The sequence below is a fragment of the Mucilaginibacter gossypii genome (assembly GCF_017569325.2).
GTDB classification, from domain to species: domain Bacteria; phylum Bacteroidota; class Bacteroidia; order Sphingobacteriales; family Sphingobacteriaceae; genus Mucilaginibacter; species Mucilaginibacter gossypii.
In genome coordinates this window covers 4,528,775-4,549,480 of sequence record NZ_CP071878.2, presented here as the reverse complement: position 1 = coordinate 4,549,480, position 20,706 = coordinate 4,528,775, and the positions used below count along the sequence as shown (strand labels likewise).

The following is a 20,706-nucleotide window of genomic DNA, read 5'->3' as shown; positions in this document are numbered from 1 at the left end:
TACAGTTTGGTTGGTAATTGCGGGCCTGTGCGGGACCGCGTTAGGGATGGAAGTGTAAAGCCCGCAGCGTGCGAATGACTTTGCAATGGGGAACGCGAGGACTTGTAACGTTACAGTCCGGGCCGCAGGCAACGCCCATATTATAAAGCTGATCGAAATGGAAATAATCTTTAACTTACAAATTGTAATTATCAATAAGCCAAACTAAAAAGCCTGCTCTTGTAAGTAGGGATTACTTTGCCGTTCCTCAACTTCTTTATTTGTTTTCAAACTAACAGTAAGGATTATTTCTGCAACGTTTGATATTTATTCCCATTCGCAGGGTCGAGCTTTAAAAATAGGTTCATGGCAGTTAACCGTTCCTGGTTATCGGCCTTGCTGTAAATGGAAACCAGTTCATCACTTTTTGCTGTGTAAAATATAAGCGGAAGCATCGCACCCACACGCTGCCGGTCTATTTGCTGTAGTAAAGGCAGCAAGGCATCAATAGCTTTACGGCCTTTGCTTACATTATCGGCCATTAAATCAAGGCCGTTGCGGTGATAATCATACAAAAAGCTGCGCAGCGGGTTATATAGTTTATTATTCAGGTTTTCGGATAACCAGTAACGGTTTACATTGCCATCAAACGCTTTCCAGCCACCATATGATGATGTTTGCGCATTGGTTACGATGGTCTGTGCAGCTAAAAAATATGGCGTGCCGCCAAATTTTGAAAACGTGTCATAATCAAGACCGATAATAATGTTGGCATAAAAAGCCATGATCGAACTTAAATTTCCCTGAAAATTTTGATCGGTATAATCAATAGTCTGGCCCTCGGTATAACTAAAGCTAATATCTTTATCATTAAGATTTAATAGGGTAGAGGTATAGGATGTGCCATAAACCGGTCGGGACGATTGTACTTGCAGTTCGCCGGTAAAATTACTGCTGCCATCCCAGTTGGTAATGTTCAGCACAAAATTGCAATCTATTCTCTCCTGCGGCAAAATTGGATCAGCACTCCATTTGCGGCCGTTAAGGAAATCCTTCATGGCAGTTTCCAACGTTTGAAAAACGCGCTTATTCGCAACCTGTATCTTGGGCGATAACACTTGTATACGTGCATTCAGGTCCTGGGCTACAGTCCGGCAGCAAAGAAACATCAGCAAAGTATAAAGCAGCAATCTTTTCATCCGTTTATCAGTTGGGCAACTTTATTGCAAATATCGCGGGCTACTGCTTCCTTGCTTTTCAGCTCGAAGGTAGTTTTCTTAAGCTCACGATCAATAATGGTTATCTTATTGGTATCGCCTGCAAAACCGGCACCCGCGTCATTAAGCGAATTTAGTACAATAAAGTCAAGGTTTTTCTTTTGCAGCTTGGTTATCGCGTTCATTTCCTCGTCGTTGGTCTCTAAAGCAAAACCAACCAAAATTTGTCCTTCCCGTTTGGCCTCGCCGAGCGTTTTTAATATATCAGTGGTTTTCTTCAGTTCGATACTGAGATCGTCGTCTTTTTTCTTGATCTTTTGAGTTGCTACATCAGCCGGGGTATAATCGGCAACGGCAGCGCTCATAATGCAAGCCTTCGCATCGCCATAAGCGGTTAAGCACGCCTCTAACATTTGTGCCGCCGAAATAACATTAACCCGTTTTATATTTTGCTGCTTGCTGATTTGCGCAGTAGGCCCGGTCACTAAAGTAACATCGGCCCCCATCAAAGCCAGTTCATCCGCGATAGCAAAACCCATTTTGCCCGACGAATGGTTGCCGATAAACCGTACAGGGTCTATAGCTTCATAAGTTGGCCCGGCGGTTACCAATATTTTATGACCGGCTAAACGGAGTTTTTTTTTTGATTCAGCTTCCAGGAAAGCAACAATTTCTTCAGGTTCGGCCATCCGGCCTTCACCATGCAAACCGCTGGCAAGTTCGCCGTTACCGGGCGGAATCATGATGTTATCAAATGATTGCAGCCTGCTTACGTTTTGGCGGGTAGCCGGGTGCAGCCACATATCCAGGTCCATAGCCGGAGCAAAATAAACAGGGCACTTGGCCGAAAGATATACCGCGCTAAGCAGGTTATCGCAAAGGCCGTTAGCCATTTTAGCAAGGGTGTTGGCCGTGGCGGGGGCAATAACCATCATATCGGCCCAAAGCCCAAGTTCAACATGGTTGTTCCATTCGCCGGTATCGGCCTTAAAATAATCAACCAGCGCCGGGTTTTTTGAAAGCGTTGATAGTGTAAGCGGTGTAATAAAGTTAGTGGCATCGGCAGTCATCACCACTTTAACGTTAGCGCCAGCTTTAACCAGCAGCCTAACCAGCAGTGCCGATTTGTAGGCTGCAATACTGCCGCAAACTCCTAAAACAATGTTTTTGTCTTTAAGCATAAGCTCAGATCCGCCAATAGGCGAAAGGATAAATATAGGCTAAAATAGAAAAAACTCCCGATAGGGGAGTTTTTCACGATATAAATAAATTTCCGAAGCTGCTTTTTTAGGAGCCGAGAGACTAAACTTCTTTAGTTGGGTTACGGTAGTATACTTTACCATCTAAAAATTCCTGAACGGCAACTAATGACGGTTTAGGTAATTTTTCGTAGTACTTTGAAATTTCAATTTGCTCACGGTTTTCAAATACTTCTTCCAGGTTATCATTTGATGATGCAAATTCAGAAAGTTTCTGGTGAAGCTCTTCTTTAATGTTGTTCGAGATCTGGTTTGCCCTTTTTGACATAATCACAAGCGACTCATAGATGTTCTCTGTTTTGGTATCCAGCTCGCGTAAATCGCGGGTTACAGTGCTGCTGGCTGCTGCTGGTTTATTACTGTTGTTAGCTGTCATATCTTAATTTAAACTCTTTAATATATCTTAATTAATATGGTATTTTTTGCGGCTGATTTTTTTCAGATGGCGATGTTGTTGTTACGGTATCTTTCTTTAAAAGTTTCTTTGCGGTTTTTTCATTGCTCATTGCTTCGGCAATTAAACGCTGCGCCTGTTTTATGCCCTGCTGGCTGTCTTTAACATATGCCTGAGTTTCGTGCAGGTATTTGCTGTTCGGATATTTTTCGGCAAACTGATCGGCATAAGCTATAGCCTGTTTAAAACGATCTTCCTGTTTGGTTTCAAAGCTATGGTAAGCATACTGATATTGCGCTTTAACAATAAGGTATTCCATTTCCTCGCCGTATTTGGTATCAGGATAGTCGCGCAGTGCATTGTTGAACGCAATCACTGCCGATTGATAATCGCTGATGGTTAAATAAAGTTTGGCGTTGGCGTAAGCTTTGGTTTCTAATTTATCGCGCAGATTTTGTATCAGCTTGCTGGCCTCGGCCACACGGTCGCTTTTTGGATAAAGGTTAATAAACAACTGCAAAGCGTCGATAGCTTTTAACGTATTATCCTGGTCAAGCGAATATATCGGCGAATCAAGGTAGTAGCAATAAGCAGAGAAAAAGCGGCATTCCTCAGCTCTTGGGCTTGAAGGATAGGTATCGGCGAATGTTTTAAAATGATATCTTGCCGATGTATAATCTTTTTGTTTGTAATACGTAAATGCGTAGTAATAAAAAAGATCTTCTGCACCTTCACGGCCACGGTATCTCTCCACCAGCACCTCAAATAAACCTAAAGCTTTGTTGTAATCCTTTTTATTATAATACTTAATAGCTTCTTGGTATTTTTTAGCGTAATCGTTACTGGCTTTTAACTTTTCGTATTTGCTTTTACAACTGCCAAACGTAATAATTACGATAGCTAAAACACTGGCTAATAACGTTAGTTGCTTTTTAAACATTCTGCAAAGATAGTTAATAATATAAATCAATCAATTTTTATTTAGCTGCTAATATATAACGACGCTTTGGCTCAATGCCTATATATAAAGCGTATTTAACATCTTTTAACTATTGCGGGTTTTGATGTGGTGTACTTGCTAAACTAATAGGATTAAAATGGTTGTTTCTTATATGATAAAGGTCGGTTTTTGAAAATTCATTAAAGTGGAAAGCCATACGGTCTGGGCGATGTTAATGATGTATTCAGTGAGATTGATTGCGAATGCTTCGCGTTTCAATATTATTAAATGGCGACACCAGGCCATATACACAACAAAAGGTTTTACTTATAAATCTCTCTAAGTAATTTGATAATGACATTGGATGATGATATGGCCAGCTTTAGTAAATAACAGAAAATAAAAGTATATAAATTAAAGAATCGGCCGGCTGCACCAGAGGTGCAAAAGGGTTGCAGCGGAAAAAATATTTTGGTGCGCCGGCGGCATACAACTACAGTTTGGTTAAGCATCATGCTGGTGGTAGTGAATGTTGCTTGATTTCAGCTTTACTATTAAATAAGATTTGGGCGTTGCCTTTGGCCGGGCTATCCGCTCATACACCTGCGGGCATTACGCTCATTGGCCGGTATCCGCTTCAATCCATAACGTGGATACTACATTAGTAACCCGCTTTCGTTAATATTTACTTCCCGTCTAACCCAAACTAATAATGTATATATAGCAATGGAGCTCCAATGTCAGTGTATCCATAGTTTGAGCGTGTATTATTAGTATAAAAGCGTTGCACTATGTAATAATAGAAAGATAGGGTATACGTATTAGAGTTGTTTTTGGCTCGGAGTGGCTTATTATATATAGTATAAACAAATGGTAAACGATAGTTTGTAAGCGGCTGGGAGTAGAAATAAAGAGCGTAGTAAAGTTTTTAAACGAGAGTATAAACTTTTTCTCGTTGAGGAATAGTTAGTTAAGGAAACATTAAGGAAAATAGTAAAGAATAATTTGGAGAAGGCGTAAAAGTGGCTACCTTTGCAGCCCGCAAACGAGGAAGCGAGTTAAGCGGGGTTAGTACATTGAAAAGGATAGAAAAGTAAAGGAAAAAAAGATTAAAATCTTTTTGTGGGAATGAAAAAAAATCCACACCTTTGCAGCCCGCAAAAGAGGAAAAGGAGAGAGAGAAGCGGGTCTGAAACTTTGAAAAATAAAAAATAAAAAAGTTTTGGAAATAAGAAAAGGTTTTCTACCTTTGCAGACCCAAACGGAAGGGAGCTTGAAAGAGCAAAAGAAGTTGAGGCTGAGCGAGTTCAGTCAATAAAAGAAGGAAGAAAGTTAACAATAGTTAATGAGTAAAACAAGAGAGCCGAAAGCGATTTTCGGGGAAACAAACTGACAAGTTAAGCGATGAAGATTGCGACGACATAATAGCTGATTCGGATGATGAAGCGAGCAAGTTCTTTTAAGAAATGGAAATCATGTAGCGTAACGGGAGATTAACCAAAGCTAAGGCAGAGGAAGATTGAAGAGTTACAAAAAGAAGAGAGACTGTATAAAGATATATAATACAGATTCTATTAATTAATAATAGGGTCAGTGGTTAAACAAAGCATTTTACAATGGAGAGTTTGATCCTGGCTCAGGATGAACGCTAGCGGCAGGCCTAATACATGCAAGTCGGACGGGATTTGGGAGCTTGCTCCTAATGAGAGTGGCGCACGGGTGCGTAACACGTATGTAACCTACCTTGATCAGGGGGATAGCCTCTCGAAAGAGAGATTAAGACCGCATAACATTATGATATGGCATCGTATTATAATCAAATATTTATAGGATCAAGATGGGCATGCGCAACATTAGCTAGTTGGTGTGGTAACGGCATACCAAGGCGACGATGTTTAGGGGATCTGAGAGGATGACCCCCCACACTGGTACTGAGACACGGACCAGACTCCTACGGGAGGCAGCAGTAAGGAATATTGGTCAATGGACGGAAGTCTGAACCAGCCATGCCGCGTGCAGGAAGACGGCCCTACGGGTTGTAAACTGCTTTTGCAGGGGAATAAACCCCGGTTCGTGAACCGGGTTGAATGTACCTTGAGAATAAGGATCGGCTAACTCCGTGCCAGCAGCCGCGGTAATACGGAGGATCCAAGCGTTATCCGGATTTATTGGGTTTAAAGGGTGCGTAGGCGGCTTTTTAAGTCAGGGGTGAAAGACGGTAGCTCAACTATCGCAGTGCCCTTGATACTGAAGAGCTTGAATGTACTTGAGGTAGGCGGAATGTGACAAGTAGCGGTGAAATGCATAGATATGTCACAGAACACCAATTGCGAAGGCAGCTTACTAAAGTATGATTGACGCTGAGGCACGAAAGCGTGGGGATCAAACAGGATTAGATACCCTGGTAGTCCACGCCCTAAACGATGAACACTCGATGTTGGCGATATACGGTCAGCGTCTAAGCGAAAGCGTTAAGTGTTCCACCTGGGGAGTACGCCCGCAAGGGTGAAACTCAAAGGAATTGACGGGGGCCCGCACAAGCGGAGGAGCATGTGGTTTAATTCGATGATACGCGAGGAACCTTACCCGGGCTTGAAAGTTAGTGAATGTGACAGAGACGTCACAGTTCTTCGGAACACGAAACTAGGTGCTGCATGGCTGTCGTCAGCTCGTGCCGTGAGGTGTTGGGTTAAGTCCCGCAACGAGCGCAACCCCTATGTTTAGTTGCCAGCATTTAAGGTGGGGACTCTAAACAGACTGCCTATGCAAATAGAGAGGAAGGAGGGGACGACGTCAAGTCATCATGGCCCTTACGTCCGGGGCTACACACGTGCTACAATGGATGGTACAGAGGGCAGCTACCTGGCAACAGGATGCCAATCTCTTAAAGCCATTCACAGTTCGGATCGGGGTCTGCAACTCGACCCCGTGAAGTTGGATTCGCTAGTAATCGCGTATCAGCAATGACGCGGTGAATACGTTCCCGGGCCTTGTACACACCGCCCGTCAAGCCATGGAAGCTGGAAGTGCCTGAAGTGCGTAACCGCAAGGAGCGTCCTAGGGTAAAGTCGGTAACTGGGGCTAAGTCGTAACAAGGTAGCCGTACCGGAAGGTGTGGCTGGAATACCTCCTTTCTGGAGCAGAATCTCTGATAGACTCGGAACTGTTACCTACATGATATTTCTTAAAACACAAACAAAAAGACAAAAGGAAACCCAGAAGATGAAGCCATCTGTGGAATGTGCAAACGAAAGTAAGCACAGGACAAGTGGCAGTAAGCAGTGGCAGCAGCAGTAGGCAGAAAAGTCCTGCAAACTGCAACTGATAACTGCAACTAAAAACAACTAGTCCTGTAGCTCAGCTTGGTTAGAGCACTACACTGATAATGTAGGGGTCAGCAGTTCAAATCTGCTCGGGACTACTATAAAGGCAATTAGCGAGTTAAGGAATTAGTGAGTTAGTGAATTGAAAAGCAATCACTAATTCAATAAATCACCAAATCACTAATTAATTTATCCTTCGGGGGATTAGCTCAGCTGGCTAGAGCACCTGCCTTGCACGCAGGGGGTCAACGGTTCGAATCCGTTATTCTCCACCAAGTATTCTACAGTAACTATAATATAGGTTACGCTACAGATGAAAACTAACGTTCTTTGACATATTGGAAGAAGTAATTGAAAACAAGAGAAAACAACAGATAGGAAGTTGTTGAATTCAAGACTTCAAAGGTAAATAAGTAGTAATACTAATGAACCAATGAACTAATGAACCAATGACGGACTAAAATAAAGACATACCTTGCGGCGCAAAAGGCGCAAGAGTAGAAGAAAGTAAGAAAGGGTACACGGGGGATGCCTTGGCTCTCAGAGGCGAAGAAGGACGTGATAAGCTGCGATAAGCTGCGGGGATTAGCAAATATGAATTAATCCGCAGATTTCCGAATGGGGAAACCTAGTTATTTGAAGAATAACTGCATAAATGCGCTAACCTGCCGAACTGAAACATCTAAGTAAGCAGAGGAAGAGAAAACAATAGTGATTTCCAGAGTAGTGGCGAGCGAAATGGAAGAAGCCCAAACCTGTTATGTTACGGCATAGCAGGGGTTGTAGGACCACAACATGAATATTAAAGAGAACCGGAACGGGGTGGGAAACCCGGCCATAGAGCATGAGAGCTGCGTACGGGTAATTGATAGTAGGATAGTGGTATCCTGAGTACCGCGAGGTCGGAGACGCCTTGTGGGAATTTGCCGGCACCATCCGGTAAGGCTAAATACTCCTGAGAGACCGATAGTGAACCAGTACCGTGAGGGAAAGGTGAAAAGAACCCCGAACAGGGGAGTGAAATAGAACCTGAAACCGTGTACTTACAAGCGGTCGGAGCCTGGCAACGGGTGACGGCGTGCCTTTTGCATAATGAGCCTACGAGTTACTCTTCCCTGGCAAGGTTAAGTGTTTAAGACACGGATCCGAAGCGAAAGCGAGTCTGAAAAGGGCGTATAGTCAGGGGAGGTAGACGCGAAACCTTGTGATCTACCCATGGGCAGGTTGAAGGTGCCGTAACAGGTACTGGAGGACCGAACCGATAAACGTTGAAAAGTTTCCGGATGACTTGTGGGTAGGGGTGAAAGGCTAATCAAACTGGGAAATAGCTCGTACTCCCCGAAATGTTTTTAGGAACAGCCTGGCGGTTGAGTTATAAAGAGGTAGAGCTACTAATTGGGTGCGGGGGAGTCAAATCCTACCAAATCCAGATAAACTCCGAATGCTTTATAATATACGCTGGAGTGAGGCTATGGGTGCTAAGGTCCATGGCCGAGAGGGAAAGAACCCAGACCATCAGCTAAGGTCCCTAAATTATTGCTAAGTTGAACTAACGAGGTCCGATTGCACAGACAGCTAGGATGTTGGCTTGGAAGCAGCCATTCATTTAAAGAGTGCGTAACAGCTCACTAGTCGAGCGATCGGGCATGGATAATAAACGGGCATCAAGCAGTATACCGAAGCTATGGATTCATATTAATATGACTGGTAGGGGAGCATTCTATTATCCGGCGAAGCAGGAAGGTAACTGACTGTGGAGGGAATAGAAAAGCAAATGTAGGCATAAGTAACGATAAGGCGGGAGAGAAACCCGCCCACCGAAAGACTAAGGTTTCCTGATCAACGCTAATCGGATCAGGGTTAGTCGGGGCCTAAGGTGAAGCCGACAGGCGTAGCCGATGGACAACTGGTTAATATTCCAGTACTTTTTATTACTGCGATGCGGTGACGGAGTAGTGACACTGACGCGAACTGACGGAATAGTTCGTTAAAGGCTGTAGGTATAGAGTTTGTAGTTAAGTACGCAGACTTTGCTGAAAGCTGATAGTACACCAAATCTTCGGACAAGGTGATAGTTCAGGTAATCAGACTTCCAAGAAAACCCGCTAAGCTTCAGGTAATAAAAACCCGTACCGTAAACCGACACAGGTAGTCGAGGAGAGAATCCTAAGGTGCTCGAGTGAATCATGGCTAAGGAACTCGGCAAAATGGCCCTGTAACTTCGGGAGAAGGGGCGCTGGCAGCAATGTCAGCCGCAGTGAAAAGGCCCAGGCGACTGTTTAACAAAAACACATGGCTATGCAAAATCGCAAGATGACGTATATGGCCTGACACCTGCCCGGTGCTGGAAGGTTAAGAGGGGATGTTAGTCGCAAGGCGAAGCATTGAATCGAAGCCCCAGTAAACGGCGGCCGTAACTATAACGGTCCTAAGGTAGCGAAATTCCTTGTCGGGTAAGTTCCGACCTGCACGAATGGTGTAACGATCTGGGCGCTGTCTCAGCCATGAGCTCGGTGAAATTGTGGTATCGGTGAAGACGCCGGTTACCCGCAACGGGACGGAAAGACCCCATGCACCTTCACTATAGCTTAACATTGATATCGGATACAGGATGTGTAGGATAGGTGGGAGACTGTGATCCGGCTTCGCTAGGAGTCGGTTAGTCAACGTTGAAATACCACCCTTTCTGTATTTGGTGTCTAACTCTTCAAAGAGGAGAACATTGTTTGGCGGGTAGTTTGACTGGGGTGGTCGCCTCCAAAAAGGTAACGGAGGCTTTCAAAGGTAAGCTCAGTACGCTTGGTAACCGTACGTGGAGTGCAATAGCATAAGCTTGCTTGACAGTGAGACAGACAAGTCGAGCTGGGTCGAAAGACGGATATAGTGATCCGGTGGTTCTGCATGGAAGGGCCATCGCTCAAAGGATAAAAGGTACGCTGGGGATAACAGGCTGATCTCCCCCAAGAGCTCATATCGACGGGGAGGTTTGGCACCTCGATGTCGGCTCGTCACATCCTGGGGCTGGAGAAGGTCCCAAGGGTTGAGCTGTTCGCTCATTAAAGTGGCACGCGAGCTGGGTTCAGAACGTCGCGAGACAGTTCGGTCCCTATCTGTTGTGGGCGTAGGAAGTTTGAGTGGGGCTGACCTTAGTACGAGAGGACCGGGTTGGACTAACCTCTGGTGAATCTGTTATGCCGCCAGGTGTACTGCAGAGTAGCTACGTTGGGAATAGATAAGCGCTGAAAGCATCTAAGTGCGAAACTAGCCACAAGATGAGACTTCCATTGAGGGTCGTAGGAGACTACTACGTTGATAGGTTACAGGTATAAAGGTGGTGACATCATAGCCGAGTAATACTAATTGCCCGAAGCTTTCTTCAGATAGAAAAACGTTCACTGGTTCATTTGTTCGGTAGTTCATTGGTAGCAATATCGTAGAATGAGGGATAAGTGAGCCGGTGACAACAAAAACAACAAAAGCTGTTGTTTTCTCTTACATTCAATCACTTCTTTCAATAATATGTCATTTGTAAAATGTTCATTGGTTTCATTGATGTCATTGGTTCATTAGGGCTAAGCATGGTGGATAAAAGAACAGGAAACAAATAAAATAATAGGTTCGATAAAATGAACATTCATCAGTAAGCTCATACCAATGAACTACTGAACGAATGAACAAATGAACCAAAAGAAATTCAGGTGCCTATATCGGCGGTGTCTACCTCTTCCCATTCCGAACAGAGAAGTCAAGCCCGCCAGAGCCGATGGTACTGCGGTAAAACGTGGGAGAGTAGGTCGGTGCCACCCTTTATCACTTTCAATAGTGCAATAATCGCAAAAGCCTTAGCTAATAACTAAGGCTTTTTGCGTTTATTGGCCGTTTGATAAGCCTGTCATACTCTCCATGGCGCGCTTCAGCGGCAACAAAAAATACAAGTTAACACGCATACTTTTTATTGTGGTAATAATAACTTACAATCATTTTTTTATGTTTGCGCTTCCAAAAATAGCCCCATGGAATTTGAAAAATTAGCAGCCCAAATTAAAGCAGAAATAGCAAAACTGGATACCACGCCCGAGCTTGATAAAATCAATAAGGCTTTTGACGAGAAGATCCGCAAGGTGGAGGAAGCCCGTCGCGAAAAGCTGGCTACCGTGCCTGATAATGCCGTAGAACGCAAAAAACTCATCGCCGCGCTTGAAGCCCTTGGTGAAAAGTATGTTGAACCTGCTAAGAAGAAGAGCAAGGAATAAGGGATTGGTTTTGTAGAAGGATTTAAAAGGTCTGCCAGGGTTTGGCGGGCCTTTTTTGTTTGTTGGGGTGTCTGGTTGTGTGGGGGGAATGGTGGTTTCGGAGCATTGGCGCTTACTTGTATTGTACTGTTCAATTTTTGAAAGTGTAAACACCTGGTGTTTTATTGTAAAATTGAACGTCTGATAATCAGTGTGTTGTAAATTGGTAAATCTGTTAAAAATCGTGATTTGAACAACTTGTATTTGATAATCAGTGGTTTATGTAAATTGGTTTTTGAACGTTGAACACCCGGTTTTTAAAAATTGAACACTGACAAAATGCTGTCACCATTGGGGGGCTTTTTAGTGGGTAAATTTGAGTGCCTTTCATGATTGCCGGCAGGTTGGCGGCAAATAACGATGGATGTTTCGGGCTTTTGAGCGGCCGGACAGGGGCGCGACAAATTATGGACCATACTGTAGAAAAACCCCTGGTTATTCAAATGATTCAAAATGAGGTGCGGGAAGCGGCGGCTAAGCTTGGGCGAAAGGGAGAGGTTATGATGTCCGACCCGGATGCTGTGGTTGAGCTGTTTGATATTTACCCGGCCAATGAGTGGATGGCCATGGAAACTGAACACGAAACGCCGCAAATGCTGTTTGGCAACTTCTGGCTGGAAGGCGAGCTGTGCATCCTGTTTGCCGATACCAATATGGGCAAAAGCCTGCTGGCTGTGCAGCTAGCCGACAGCATTACCCGGGGCGAACCCATTGCTCCCTTTACGCTTGGGGCCGAGGCCTCGCCGGTGTTGTATATTGATTTTGAGCTTACCGGCAAGCAGTTTGAACAACGCTATACCGACGGCCAAAACCGTTACCAGTTTGCCACCGAGTTTTACCGCGGCGAATACAACCAGTTTAACCGTGCAAGCTCGCATTATCAAAAGCTGGACAGGTATGTGATTGAAGCTTTAACGCGGGGCATTAAGCGTACCGATGCCCGGGTGCTCATCATTGATAATATTACCTGCCTGCGCAACGGAACCGAGAGCGCCGGGGCTGCCCTGTTGCTGATGAAGGAACTGAAAAAGCTTAAAACCCGCCATGGGCTGAGTATCCTGGTGTTGGCCCATACGCCTAAGCGTAACCCGCGGCTGCCGCTGAGCCGCAATGATTTGCAGGGCAGTAAAATGCTCATCAATTTTTGCGACAGTGCCTTTGCCATGGGCGAAAGCCACTCCATGCCCGGCCAGCGCTATTTAAAGCAAATTAAGCAGCGCAGCACTGCCGAAACTTATGGTGCCGACAATATATGCCTTGCCCAACTGGAACGGCATCAAGGCTTTTTAAAGTTTGTTTTTACAGGCAATGATTGCGAGAAAAACCACCTGCGCGACGCCTCGAGGCAGGAACGCGAACATATGCACCGGGAGGCTAAGAAATTAAGCGATGAAGGTTTAAGCCAGCGGCAGGTGGCAGAGCGGCTTGGGATGAGTGTGGGAAGTGTGAATAGGATGCTTAGGCCCTACTAAATCTCCCCGACAGGGGACTTTAAGGCCTTAGGCTGGCGCACGCGTGTCGTGGCCGTTGCACAACGAATACTTAGACAACAAATAAGTATTCGTTATCTAATCACTTTCCTGAAAAACCTGATTATGTGTAGTAAAAACGGGAGCTTTTAAATGCTTCTAAAAGGCTCATTATTACCTGCAAGAACGACTTTCCTTCATATTTAATTAACTTTTTAAGATTGTAAGCGATTCCTGCCATCAACATGCATTTATTGGCTAATTCTATTCCAATTGTATTTACTTTTCTCATTCCCAGGTACTCAACCAGCGTTCCAATGACAGGCTCCACTGTGCTTTTTCTTATGACCATCATTTGTTTGCCATAGGCCTCGTTTAATCGTTTGTGCATGTCGTCAAACAGCGGCTTAGAAAGCGAATTTGTAATTGTTTTATAGGTTGATTTTTTGAGGCACTGTTTGCGAACAGAACATACCGCACAATCGGATCGTTTACTCATATATTCTTTAGAAACGCCGTGATGATCCTTATAACCAATAAATTTTAAGCTATTACCCTGACTACATTGGTATGTATCATTTTCAGCATTATATGTAAAACCCTGCCGTTCTGACTTGTAAGTGCCTGTGTTGGGGATATATCCGGTAATTCCTCTTGAAACAAGGCTTTGCAATACAGTTGAACTGCTATAATTAGCATCCGCAATTACTTCCTTTACCTCCAAACCATGATCTCCGAGATTGACACAAACTTTATCAAGCACTGTATCAAGACATTGGTTGTCCTTTTTGTCTGCATGGCAGGCTCCAATGCTTGTAATCACATAGCTGGATGTATCTACGCTAAGCTGACTGAGATAATTTAACTTAGTTACCTTGCCCGGTTTTACAGACATTCTCGCATCCGGATCAGTAGTACTTGCCCGGTTAGCATTACTGCGCTTTTGTGTTTTTTGCCTTCCTGATTTATCGGATAAGTGATCATCTCCTTCAGTTGCCTGACCTTCTTTTAACTGGTCTGTGAACACCTGTCCATCCTCTAAAATATCCTCAACACTACTCATTGATGCATTCGCTTTTACAAACACACTATCAACTGCCTGTCTTTTGCCGGTTAACATTCCTTTGTCTATGCACTGCTTTAATACTTGTTTAAATAATTGGTTAAATATGTCTTCATCATAAAGCTGACGGGTACGACTTAAAGTAGAATGCCAAGGCAATTCTTCGTCGATATCGTAACCAATAAAATAAAGAATATCAAGGCGCATGGATGATATGTTAATGATGCGCCTATCACTTGGCTGATTCTCCAAATAGCCTACGAGTAATAACTTAAAGAAAACAACCGGGTCAATACTTTTTTGTCCGTCTTTTCCGTAATACTTAGCGGTAGAAGCATATAAAAACTGAAGATCTAGTGTTTCTTTCAGCTTTCGGTATATGTTGTCTGCCGGAACACGGTCGGATAATTGGAAATTGGTAAAGAGTTTCTCTTGATAGTGCTTCTTTCCTTGCATGTCATTAAGATACTAAAAACCAGTATCTTAACATAAATTATTATAAAATAACTGGCGCGTTGTGCAACGGCCACGTGTCGCGTGTGCCTTATCGGATTTATAAAAATGGTTCTGGGTAATCTCGTCTATGTTTATAAACGTTATAAAAGTATATCACTGCTAAAATAAACCATATAGTTTGAAGGAATGCGATTTCATAAATAACTGATGACAAAATGTGAAAAACTCGATAATCTATATCAGCGAATTCCTTTATCGGCACTATATCTTTCTTTCCTAAGTGTATAGCCAGATATTTAAATAACGATCCAAGCATAAAACATACGGCTGCTATTATACCATTTATCGCCTTGTCATTAATCCTTTCTTTAAGTCCTTATATTTTGGATCATCTAAAGATCGAGCCCAGGAAAAACAAGAATTTGACAGTGCTAATAGCACAACAAACCCAACATTAGAAATTGATATTGTATCATATTCGCTATTCATTAGTACCCCGACCATTAAAGTTGCAAGTCCAATGAATGATAAAGCCCCAACTATAATTTGTAATACAACTCTTAAAGCAAATGCTCTTCTTCGTGAATTTTCAGACATTCTTATTTCACCAAATAAAATATTGCAATTTACGCTAATTCCGATTCGATTTTGCATAAGGGGCACATGCGACAAGCGTGCGCCAGCGGAGGGTTATGTTTAAGTTTACTTCTTAATAATCATACTGCAAATTAGAATAACTTATTTATCTCTATGAACATTTTCTCGAAATTATCAAGCGTATTAGCCGAGAAATAGGATTTATCTACGCCAAGTTGATTTAGTTTGTTTGCCGGTTTGTAGTGGTTGAATCTATCCTTTCCGATAACTTTGTTAATTTGTTTTAGTATTGTATCTATTGATGAATCAAGGTCAGTTATTTTCACTGTTGGAAACTCTTTATCAAAAGCTAAATTGAACAACTTAATATATTCTTCTTTACTAAATAAGTCTTCAATATCTGCTGTTGACTTGCCATTGTTAGCAAATTCATTGAAAAATCTAATATGCTTATCCTTGATTATTCGCTGTTGAATTAAATCTGAAACTCTTTGTTTGCCTTTTTGGTCGGTGAAGGTGTCGAGAAGGCTGGCTACAGCTAATTTAGAGCCCCGTAAGAGAGATATAAATGTGGTTACTTTATCCAGTCCACCAACTGGAACTATAGTTATAGTATCCTTTAAACCTGTCCTGTTCTCCGTTTCAAGAATGTTGGATAACACGGTTAGGTAAAGTAAATCTGCAGGGCCTTCAACCAATAGATTGTTTTTAGAAACAAATAAATTTTGCGCAATATCATATCCCAATGCAGCCTGTAACGGAAATAATGTATTTGGATCTTTTTCTTGAATGCTATCAGAAATAATCGTCCCTTCGTCAGTTTCCAAAACTGTTCTAACTCGATTTAATTTATCTGATTCAACCATGAAAGGCGAATGCGTAGTATAAATTACTTGATATTTTTTAGATAGGTCTTCAAAAAATCTTAATAAATCCGCCTGTGCAGAAGCGTGTAAGTTAAGTCCAGGTTCATCCAATAGTAAAATATAATCGGATTTTTTGTCAGCTTGAATTTTACTAAACCATATAATAAACGAAAAAAACCAATTAAAGCCCTTGCTACGTCTGTCCAGCGGTAGCGTGATTTTGTGCCTTTGACTTTTAACTCGAATGTCAAGGTATTTTAAGCCATCCTTATCTTGAATCCTAAATTCTATGTCTAAATTTTTATTAGTTGACCAATATTTAAAAATCTCGCTTGTTATTTTATTGGACGATGCTTCGAGTAATGCTATATATCGCTCATAGTCGGAAGAACTTAAAATATCCTTTATATCAATCCGCGCCAATTCTAATAAAGCCTTAGCTGTTTTGTGTCTTTCTTCGTTCGCTCCGTTATTTAATTCGTTAATATTAATTTTTCCACCTAAATGATAATAATCATCGAAATACCAAAATTTTGGCATATGAGGTTTTATGTAAGTGGAGAAGATATGATATCCTAAAAAACTATTTCCCCAGCCTGATGGACAAGCATCCATTATTTTTTTTATCTCCGCTTTAAATGCTGGAAAATCGGTATCACTTTCTAACGGCACAATGGCAGCAACATCTTTTAATGAATTTACAGCATTAATCGCTTTTTTTGTATCAGATGCAAGCGCTAAAGTTTTTAATTTGTCTTCTAAATATTTTTTTTCATTACCTGCAATACCGCTGACGGTGCTACTTCCTTTATAATGATAAGTGAAGCTGAAAATTTTAGTTGTAAAAACCCCTTTTCCCAAATCATTACTAATAGTATTTAATAATTCGTCAGATAAAAGATAAGTACAGCTTAATATTTCCTCATCCTCACCGCTGTTTTCAAAATCAACTAATTTGTTTCGCGGATAATCTTGTGTAATATCAAACTTGAAGTCTTTATCAGAGTTAAAATAATTGGTTTTTGCAATTGCTTGTAAAAAGCTTGTTTTACCTGATTCGTTCATCCCTACAATTGTAGTAATGTCGGGCTCTATTTCAACACTTTGGCTTTTTAGAATGCTTTTGTATTTATTAACAGTGACATTAGTTAATTTCATTAACATAGTTTAGGATTTGGTTTTTTGAAATTTAATATTCAAATATATAATAATTAATTCCTTTTAATCATCGTATACGTCGTCGATAATTTATCAATGACGATGAATTGAATACCGAATTTTACTGCGATTTGGCGCTTATTCCAGCCTTCTATTTAGCAATGGCTAATTTATCTTTTTTAATACAGAATTTCCACGCTTTTGCCGGCGCTGCATCCTCGTGCCGGTTGGGGGGAGATCACATCAAGCACAATACCTTTTGTTTATATTTCTTTTATTTGAATGTAGTGTAGACTCCGCCCCACAAATCAGTTTGGGTAATTGGTTTTGGCTTTAGTGCTTCGATGTCGTTTAGGCTTTGAAATGGTATGCCTTTTAAAAAATTGTCGACATTGGCGTAGTCATATTCAAAAATATATTGTTCTGAATGCAAAAATAATTCAGGGTATGCTAAAATACATTCAGTATTTTCAAAGTTAGAACATACTGGGTAAAATGTTTTTTTATCTAACGTTAAAATGGCATCTACTTTTTTGGTAAAGCCAGTCATGGCAATCATATAATCTTTGGAAATCCATTGCCTTGCCATTCCGTAGTCTTTCGGCTCAAAGCCCAGTTCTTTAGCCTTTTCGTGTAAGGCTGATTTTTCTAAGTATGGTTGCATTTTAATATTGAATTGCAAAGAAGTCTCAATATCGAAACTTAAAAATTCCACGTTACTGCTATCTAATACTTTTAAAATCCTATTTACTTGTGCTTGCTCCGTTTCTTTGGTTAATATTTCGCCCACTGTAATTGTTGAGATATAAATCTTTCGGTCGTTTTTTTCTGCACTTTGAGACGTACATAGATATGTAAGTAGCTTTTTAACAAATAATATATAAGGGTCTTGAGAACCATTTTTAGCACGAAATAGTGCTAAAATTAGACCTGTGTCTATTAATATGGTTTCCCAATCTCTAACATTCTTTTTATCTACTTGCATATATACTATTCAGAATATCTTCTATCGTATGGGTGTTTTTTAATATTTTAAGTTCAATCGCATCACTATCGTTTAAATTATCTATTAGATTGCCTTTACTTACTGCAGTAAAAGAAAGTAACTCCGAATTAACTATATGTCCATCTGTAGACGAACGTTTTTGTCTTAGCTCTATTCTTAATTTATGTGTTCCATAAAATGGTTTTAACTCTAAATCTTGATCTCGGGATATAAAAATTTTATATCCTATTCCGTCAATATATATGTGTTTTTTAGCACTTGTTAAGGTTGAACTTCCCAATTCAGATAAAATACCATAAACCGTATCGGTAGAATAGTAAAAACTTGCTATTTGCTTTTTGCCGATTTCATTTATTGCGGCTACCTCTTGATCGTTTTTATCATACGCGGTTAAAAAATACTTACCACCTAAAATAGCTTTTAGAGAGGCCGCATATCTCTTTTGTTCAATTGGAAGTGAATCGACATCCAATTGTTCTATGTTTTTATGAACAGTTAAAAAGTTCTCGTAAAGCGCATTGTCTCTTGTGTAAAAATCAAGTGCATAGCAGTTGCCTCTAACATTCCCTAATGTTACTTTATGCTCTGTGCCGTTATCGATAGCACAGTAAAGATTTTTAAGAAAATCGCCAATTTTGTCCAGTCCGATACCGTCTTCTTCATTCAAAGAATGGGCTTCATCATCTATCTTAATCGAAAACTTTATCATGGCTTAACAAATATATATATAACGTTTAATTATCTACGCTAAATATATTAAATAGTAAAACTAACTAATAATCAAATGGTTAAATGTATTTTGTGGCAAATTTGGAAGATAGGTGCTTTTCATAAAGTATAAACCAAACATTTACATCGTTATTGCCACGAGTTCAGGTACAAATACAATATACGTAAGGCATTAGATACAGTTCGCTTTATTGAAAGCCCAAAAAATGTTAATGGCAAACGCTTGTGCTCACTTAATTAAGTAAATTTGTGTATGACAAAAAGGCGACGAACTTAAAAAGAAACGTTTAGAGAAGTACGAAAAAAGCGAGTTTAAAATACATGGTACTTTTGAAGAGGTTATAAAGGCTTCGTTTCTTGGTAAAGCTTAACCAAAACCGGGCGACAAACTGAAGTCTTTAAAGGCTAGAAAAGAAGCAGCATTAACAAAAACAAGTAGTTGACATCAATTGTGACTTATTTTATGCATAGTTATATTCAATTGTCACCGTGTATTGTTTCAAAAGTTAAACATGCACTCGGGCTACCCAATAGACATAAAGGGAATAATAAACGATGCTCTCAAAAATATTGGATAGATGTATGTAACGAAGTTGGCGCGAATCATAAGTGTTCTCAAGCAAAAATTGAAAATGCAATCAATTTATTTACTCAATACATTATAATATAATCTTTGTCCCAACCTTTGCTACCGCAAGCAAATTCAATGATAACGAACCACACGCGAGGACGGTTGCGGTAGCAAATCGCTGCCGCAAGCCTCCCGGCTTGGCCCGTATGCAAGGTTAAACGGTGAGCAAAGTCGCTTACCCTGGCCTCATAAGAAGAAACTTAAAAAGCCGTCCTCAACTACCCCTTCCCCAAAACTGACGGACAAACCATTTTTCATCCCCTTTCGGGCCCCGCGCCCGAGCCACGTTAGGGATTGCAGCGGAAAACCCACAGCCTTGTGCAGGCCTGCGCGCGAGGCCAAGGCGAAGATTTGCAGCGTAAAGCCCGGGCCGCAGGCAACGCCATTATTTTGATTTCGGAATTGGGATTTTCGATTTCGGATTTAAGGTATGGAGAAACGGGTGTTATGCTGAGTGTTTAAATCCGGGGCTTCTGAAGGAGAAATGACATATCCACCACGTCATTGCTGAGTTACGAAGCAATCCCCAGCAGGCAGATAAAAGACTTTATTCTATAAACTTACATCGTCGCGCTCCTGGCCGCGCGGGGCCGGTTACGTTTTTCGCTATTGTTCATTTTTTAAGGTGCTCAAGAAGGCTCCGCCGTTTGTCTTGCCACAAAAGTAACCAAAAAGGCTTGCAGCAGAGAGGCTTCTTTGCGCACAACCTGGCCCCATAGCCATCGGCGCGGCCTTCACCCTGCAAAACGAACAGAACCACGGGCTGCAATTATTTTGCCTCGATTCGCACGCAATGCCTCCGCTTCTGCAAAAACTTGCTATGCCCCTGCAGCCGCACCGCCCAGCATCGTTCTGCTCGTTTTCACCCGAAGCTGATCTGCTGCGAAAAACCACATTTTTTATCTTGTCATGGGTAGCTCGTCGAAGTATGGCGGGCAGGCCTCTGCGCGCGAGTCTTCGACAGGCTCAGACTGACTGGCCCTCTTTGGTCATTTCCCCTTCAGAGAGGTCGCTGGATTTAAATCACTCAGAATGACAGGCGTTTTTTAAACATGTTATGGGTAGCTAAGTCGAAGCATGGTGGGTGAGGCCTCTGCGCGCGACCCTTCGACAAGCTCAGGCTGACAGGCCTTTGCACTCAGGTTGACAACATTAAAACGGGTGTCATGCTGAGGTTCTCGAAGCATGGTGGGTGAGGCCTCTGCGCGCGACCCTTCGACAAGCTCAGGGTGACATGCCTTTGCACTCAGGTTGACAACATTAAAACGGGTGTCATGCTGAGGTTCTCGAAGCATGGTGGGTTAGGCCTCTGCGCACGAACCTTCGA

11 protein-coding genes, 2 tRNA genes and 3 rRNA genes are annotated in these 20,706 nt (G+C 41.9%); 7 read left to right on the top strand and 9 right to left on the bottom strand.

Translation table 11 applies throughout. From position 1 onward, the window contains the following. Positions 1–284 precede the first annotated feature (284 nt). From porD to J3L18_RS18935, 4 genes are all read right to left on the bottom strand, one after another. The gene (porD, locus tag J3L18_RS18950; RefSeq protein WP_091173673.1) at positions 285–1,178 is read right to left on the bottom strand and encodes a type IX secretion system protein PorD; all 894 of its coding nucleotides are present in this window, start codon (positions 1,176–1,178) and stop codon (positions 285–287) included. After that, positions 1,175–2,377 carry a bifunctional phosphopantothenoylcysteine decarboxylase/phosphopantothenate--cysteine ligase CoaBC gene (coaBC, locus tag J3L18_RS18945; protein WP_129571686.1) on the bottom strand — a complete coding sequence of 401 codons (1,203 nt, stop codon included), beginning with the start codon at positions 2,375–2,377 and terminating at the stop codon, positions 1,175–1,177. The genes porD and coaBC overlap by 4 nt, the downstream gene beginning before the upstream one ends. 121 nt (positions 2,378–2,498) lie before the next feature. Then, positions 2,499–2,831, bottom strand: coding sequence for a DNA-directed RNA polymerase subunit omega (locus J3L18_RS18940; protein ID WP_090529735.1), 333 nt, complete (start codon positions 2,829–2,831; stop codon positions 2,499–2,501). Positions 2,832–2,862: 31 nt separating this feature from the next. Next, a complete protein-coding gene (locus tag J3L18_RS18935) occupies positions 2,863–3,789 on the bottom strand; it encodes an outer membrane protein assembly factor BamD (protein ID WP_129571687.1) in 927 nt (308 codons plus the stop codon). A 1,613-nt stretch (positions 3,790–5,402) separates the two neighbouring features. Here J3L18_RS18935 and J3L18_RS18930 point away from each other — a divergent pair. The 7 genes from J3L18_RS18930 (at position 5,403) to J3L18_RS18900 (ending at position 12,876) form a co-directional block, all read left to right on the top strand. Continuing rightward, a 16S ribosomal RNA gene (locus tag J3L18_RS18930) occupies positions 5,403–6,923 on the top strand. Between the two features lie 212 nt (positions 6,924–7,135). Continuing rightward, a tRNA-Ile gene (locus J3L18_RS18925) sits at positions 7,136–7,210 on the top strand. A gap of 100 nt (positions 7,211–7,310) precedes the next feature. Then, positions 7,311–7,387 (top strand) — tRNA-Ala (locus tag J3L18_RS18920). Positions 7,388–7,612: 225 nt separating this feature from the next. Next, a 23S ribosomal RNA gene (locus J3L18_RS18915) occupies positions 7,613–10,492 on the top strand. A 314-nt stretch (positions 10,493–10,806) separates the two neighbouring features. After that, positions 10,807–10,918 (top strand): 5S ribosomal RNA (rrf, locus tag J3L18_RS18910). The 16S, 23S and 5S rRNA genes sit together here with 2 tRNA genes alongside, the layout of an rRNA operon. A 207-nt stretch (positions 10,919–11,125) precedes the next feature. After that, positions 11,126–11,365: a hypothetical protein gene (locus J3L18_RS18905; RefSeq protein ID WP_110585715.1), complete on the top strand. Its 240-nt coding sequence runs from the start codon at positions 11,126–11,128 to the stop codon at positions 11,363–11,365. 446 nt (positions 11,366–11,811) lie between these two features. Beyond that, the gene (locus J3L18_RS18900; RefSeq protein WP_189549528.1) at positions 11,812–12,876 is read left to right on the top strand and encodes an AAA family ATPase; all 1,065 of its coding nucleotides are present in this window, start codon (positions 11,812–11,814) and stop codon (positions 12,874–12,876) included. A gap of 121 nt (positions 12,877–12,997) precedes the next feature. Here the strand turns inward: J3L18_RS18900 and J3L18_RS18895 are convergent, their stop codons facing one another. From J3L18_RS18895 to J3L18_RS18875, 5 genes are all read right to left on the bottom strand, one after another. Continuing rightward, entirely contained in the window at positions 12,998–14,392 is a 1,395-nt protein-coding gene (locus J3L18_RS18895; RefSeq protein WP_208102422.1) for a transposase, read from the bottom strand. Positions 14,393–14,734: 342 nt separating this feature from the next. Next, entirely contained in the window at positions 14,735–14,989 is a 255-nt protein-coding gene (locus J3L18_RS18890) for a hypothetical protein (protein ID WP_129571982.1), read from the bottom strand. Positions 14,990–15,120: 131 nt separating this feature from the next. After that, positions 15,121–17,013, bottom strand: coding sequence for an ATP-dependent nuclease (locus J3L18_RS18885; RefSeq protein ID WP_129571981.1), 1,893 nt, complete (start codon positions 17,011–17,013; stop codon positions 15,121–15,123). 274 nt (positions 17,014–17,287) lie between these two features. Continuing rightward, on the bottom strand, positions 17,288–17,998 hold the full coding sequence (locus J3L18_RS18880; RefSeq protein ID WP_129571980.1) for a type II toxin-antitoxin system VapC family toxin: 711 nt from the start codon (positions 17,996–17,998) through the stop codon (positions 17,288–17,290). Continuing rightward, positions 17,985–18,728, bottom strand: coding sequence for a hypothetical protein (locus J3L18_RS18875; protein ID WP_129571979.1), 744 nt, complete (start codon positions 18,726–18,728; stop codon positions 17,985–17,987). The genes J3L18_RS18880 and J3L18_RS18875 overlap by 14 nt, the downstream gene beginning before the upstream one ends. Between the last annotated feature and the right edge of the window lie 1,978 nt (positions 18,729–20,706).

What these genes read in the sequence shown, in the direction of transcription:
- J3L18_RS18900 (WP_189549528.1), top strand. Translation starts at nt 11,812, where the DNA reads ATGGACCATACTGTAGAAAAACCCCTGGTTATTCAAATGATTCAAAAT.
- J3L18_RS18905 (WP_110585715.1), top strand. Translation starts at nt 11,126, where the DNA reads ATGGAATTTGAAAAATTAGCAGCCCAAATTAAAGCAGAAATAGCAAAA.
- porD (WP_091173673.1), bottom strand. Translation starts at nt 1,178, where the DNA reads ATGAAAAGATTGCTGCTTTATACTTTGCTGATGTTTCTTTGCTGCCGG.
- J3L18_RS18890 (WP_129571982.1), bottom strand. Translation starts at nt 14,989, where the DNA reads ATGTCTGAAAATTCACGAAGAAGAGCATTTGCTTTAAGAGTTGTATTA.
- J3L18_RS18875 (WP_129571979.1), bottom strand. Translation starts at nt 18,728, where the DNA reads ATGATAAAGTTTTCGATTAAGATAGATGATGAAGCCCATTCTTTGAAT.
- J3L18_RS18880 (WP_129571980.1), bottom strand. Translation starts at nt 17,998, where the DNA reads ATGCAAGTAGATAAAAAGAATGTTAGAGATTGGGAAACCATATTAATA.
- J3L18_RS18885 (WP_129571981.1), bottom strand. Translation starts at nt 17,013, where the DNA reads ATGAAATTAACTAATGTCACTGTTAATAAATACAAAAGCATTCTAAAA.
- coaBC (WP_129571686.1), bottom strand. Translation starts at nt 2,377, where the DNA reads ATGCTTAAAGACAAAAACATTGTTTTAGGAGTTTGCGGCAGTATTGCA.
- J3L18_RS18895 (WP_208102422.1), bottom strand. Translation starts at nt 14,392, where the DNA reads ATGCAAGGAAAGAAGCACTATCAAGAGAAACTCTTTACCAATTTCCAA.
- J3L18_RS18940 (WP_090529735.1), bottom strand. Translation starts at nt 2,831, where the DNA reads ATGACAGCTAACAACAGTAATAAACCAGCAGCAGCCAGCAGCACTGTA.
- J3L18_RS18935 (WP_129571687.1), bottom strand. Translation starts at nt 3,789, where the DNA reads ATGTTTAAAAAGCAACTAACGTTATTAGCCAGTGTTTTAGCTATCGTA.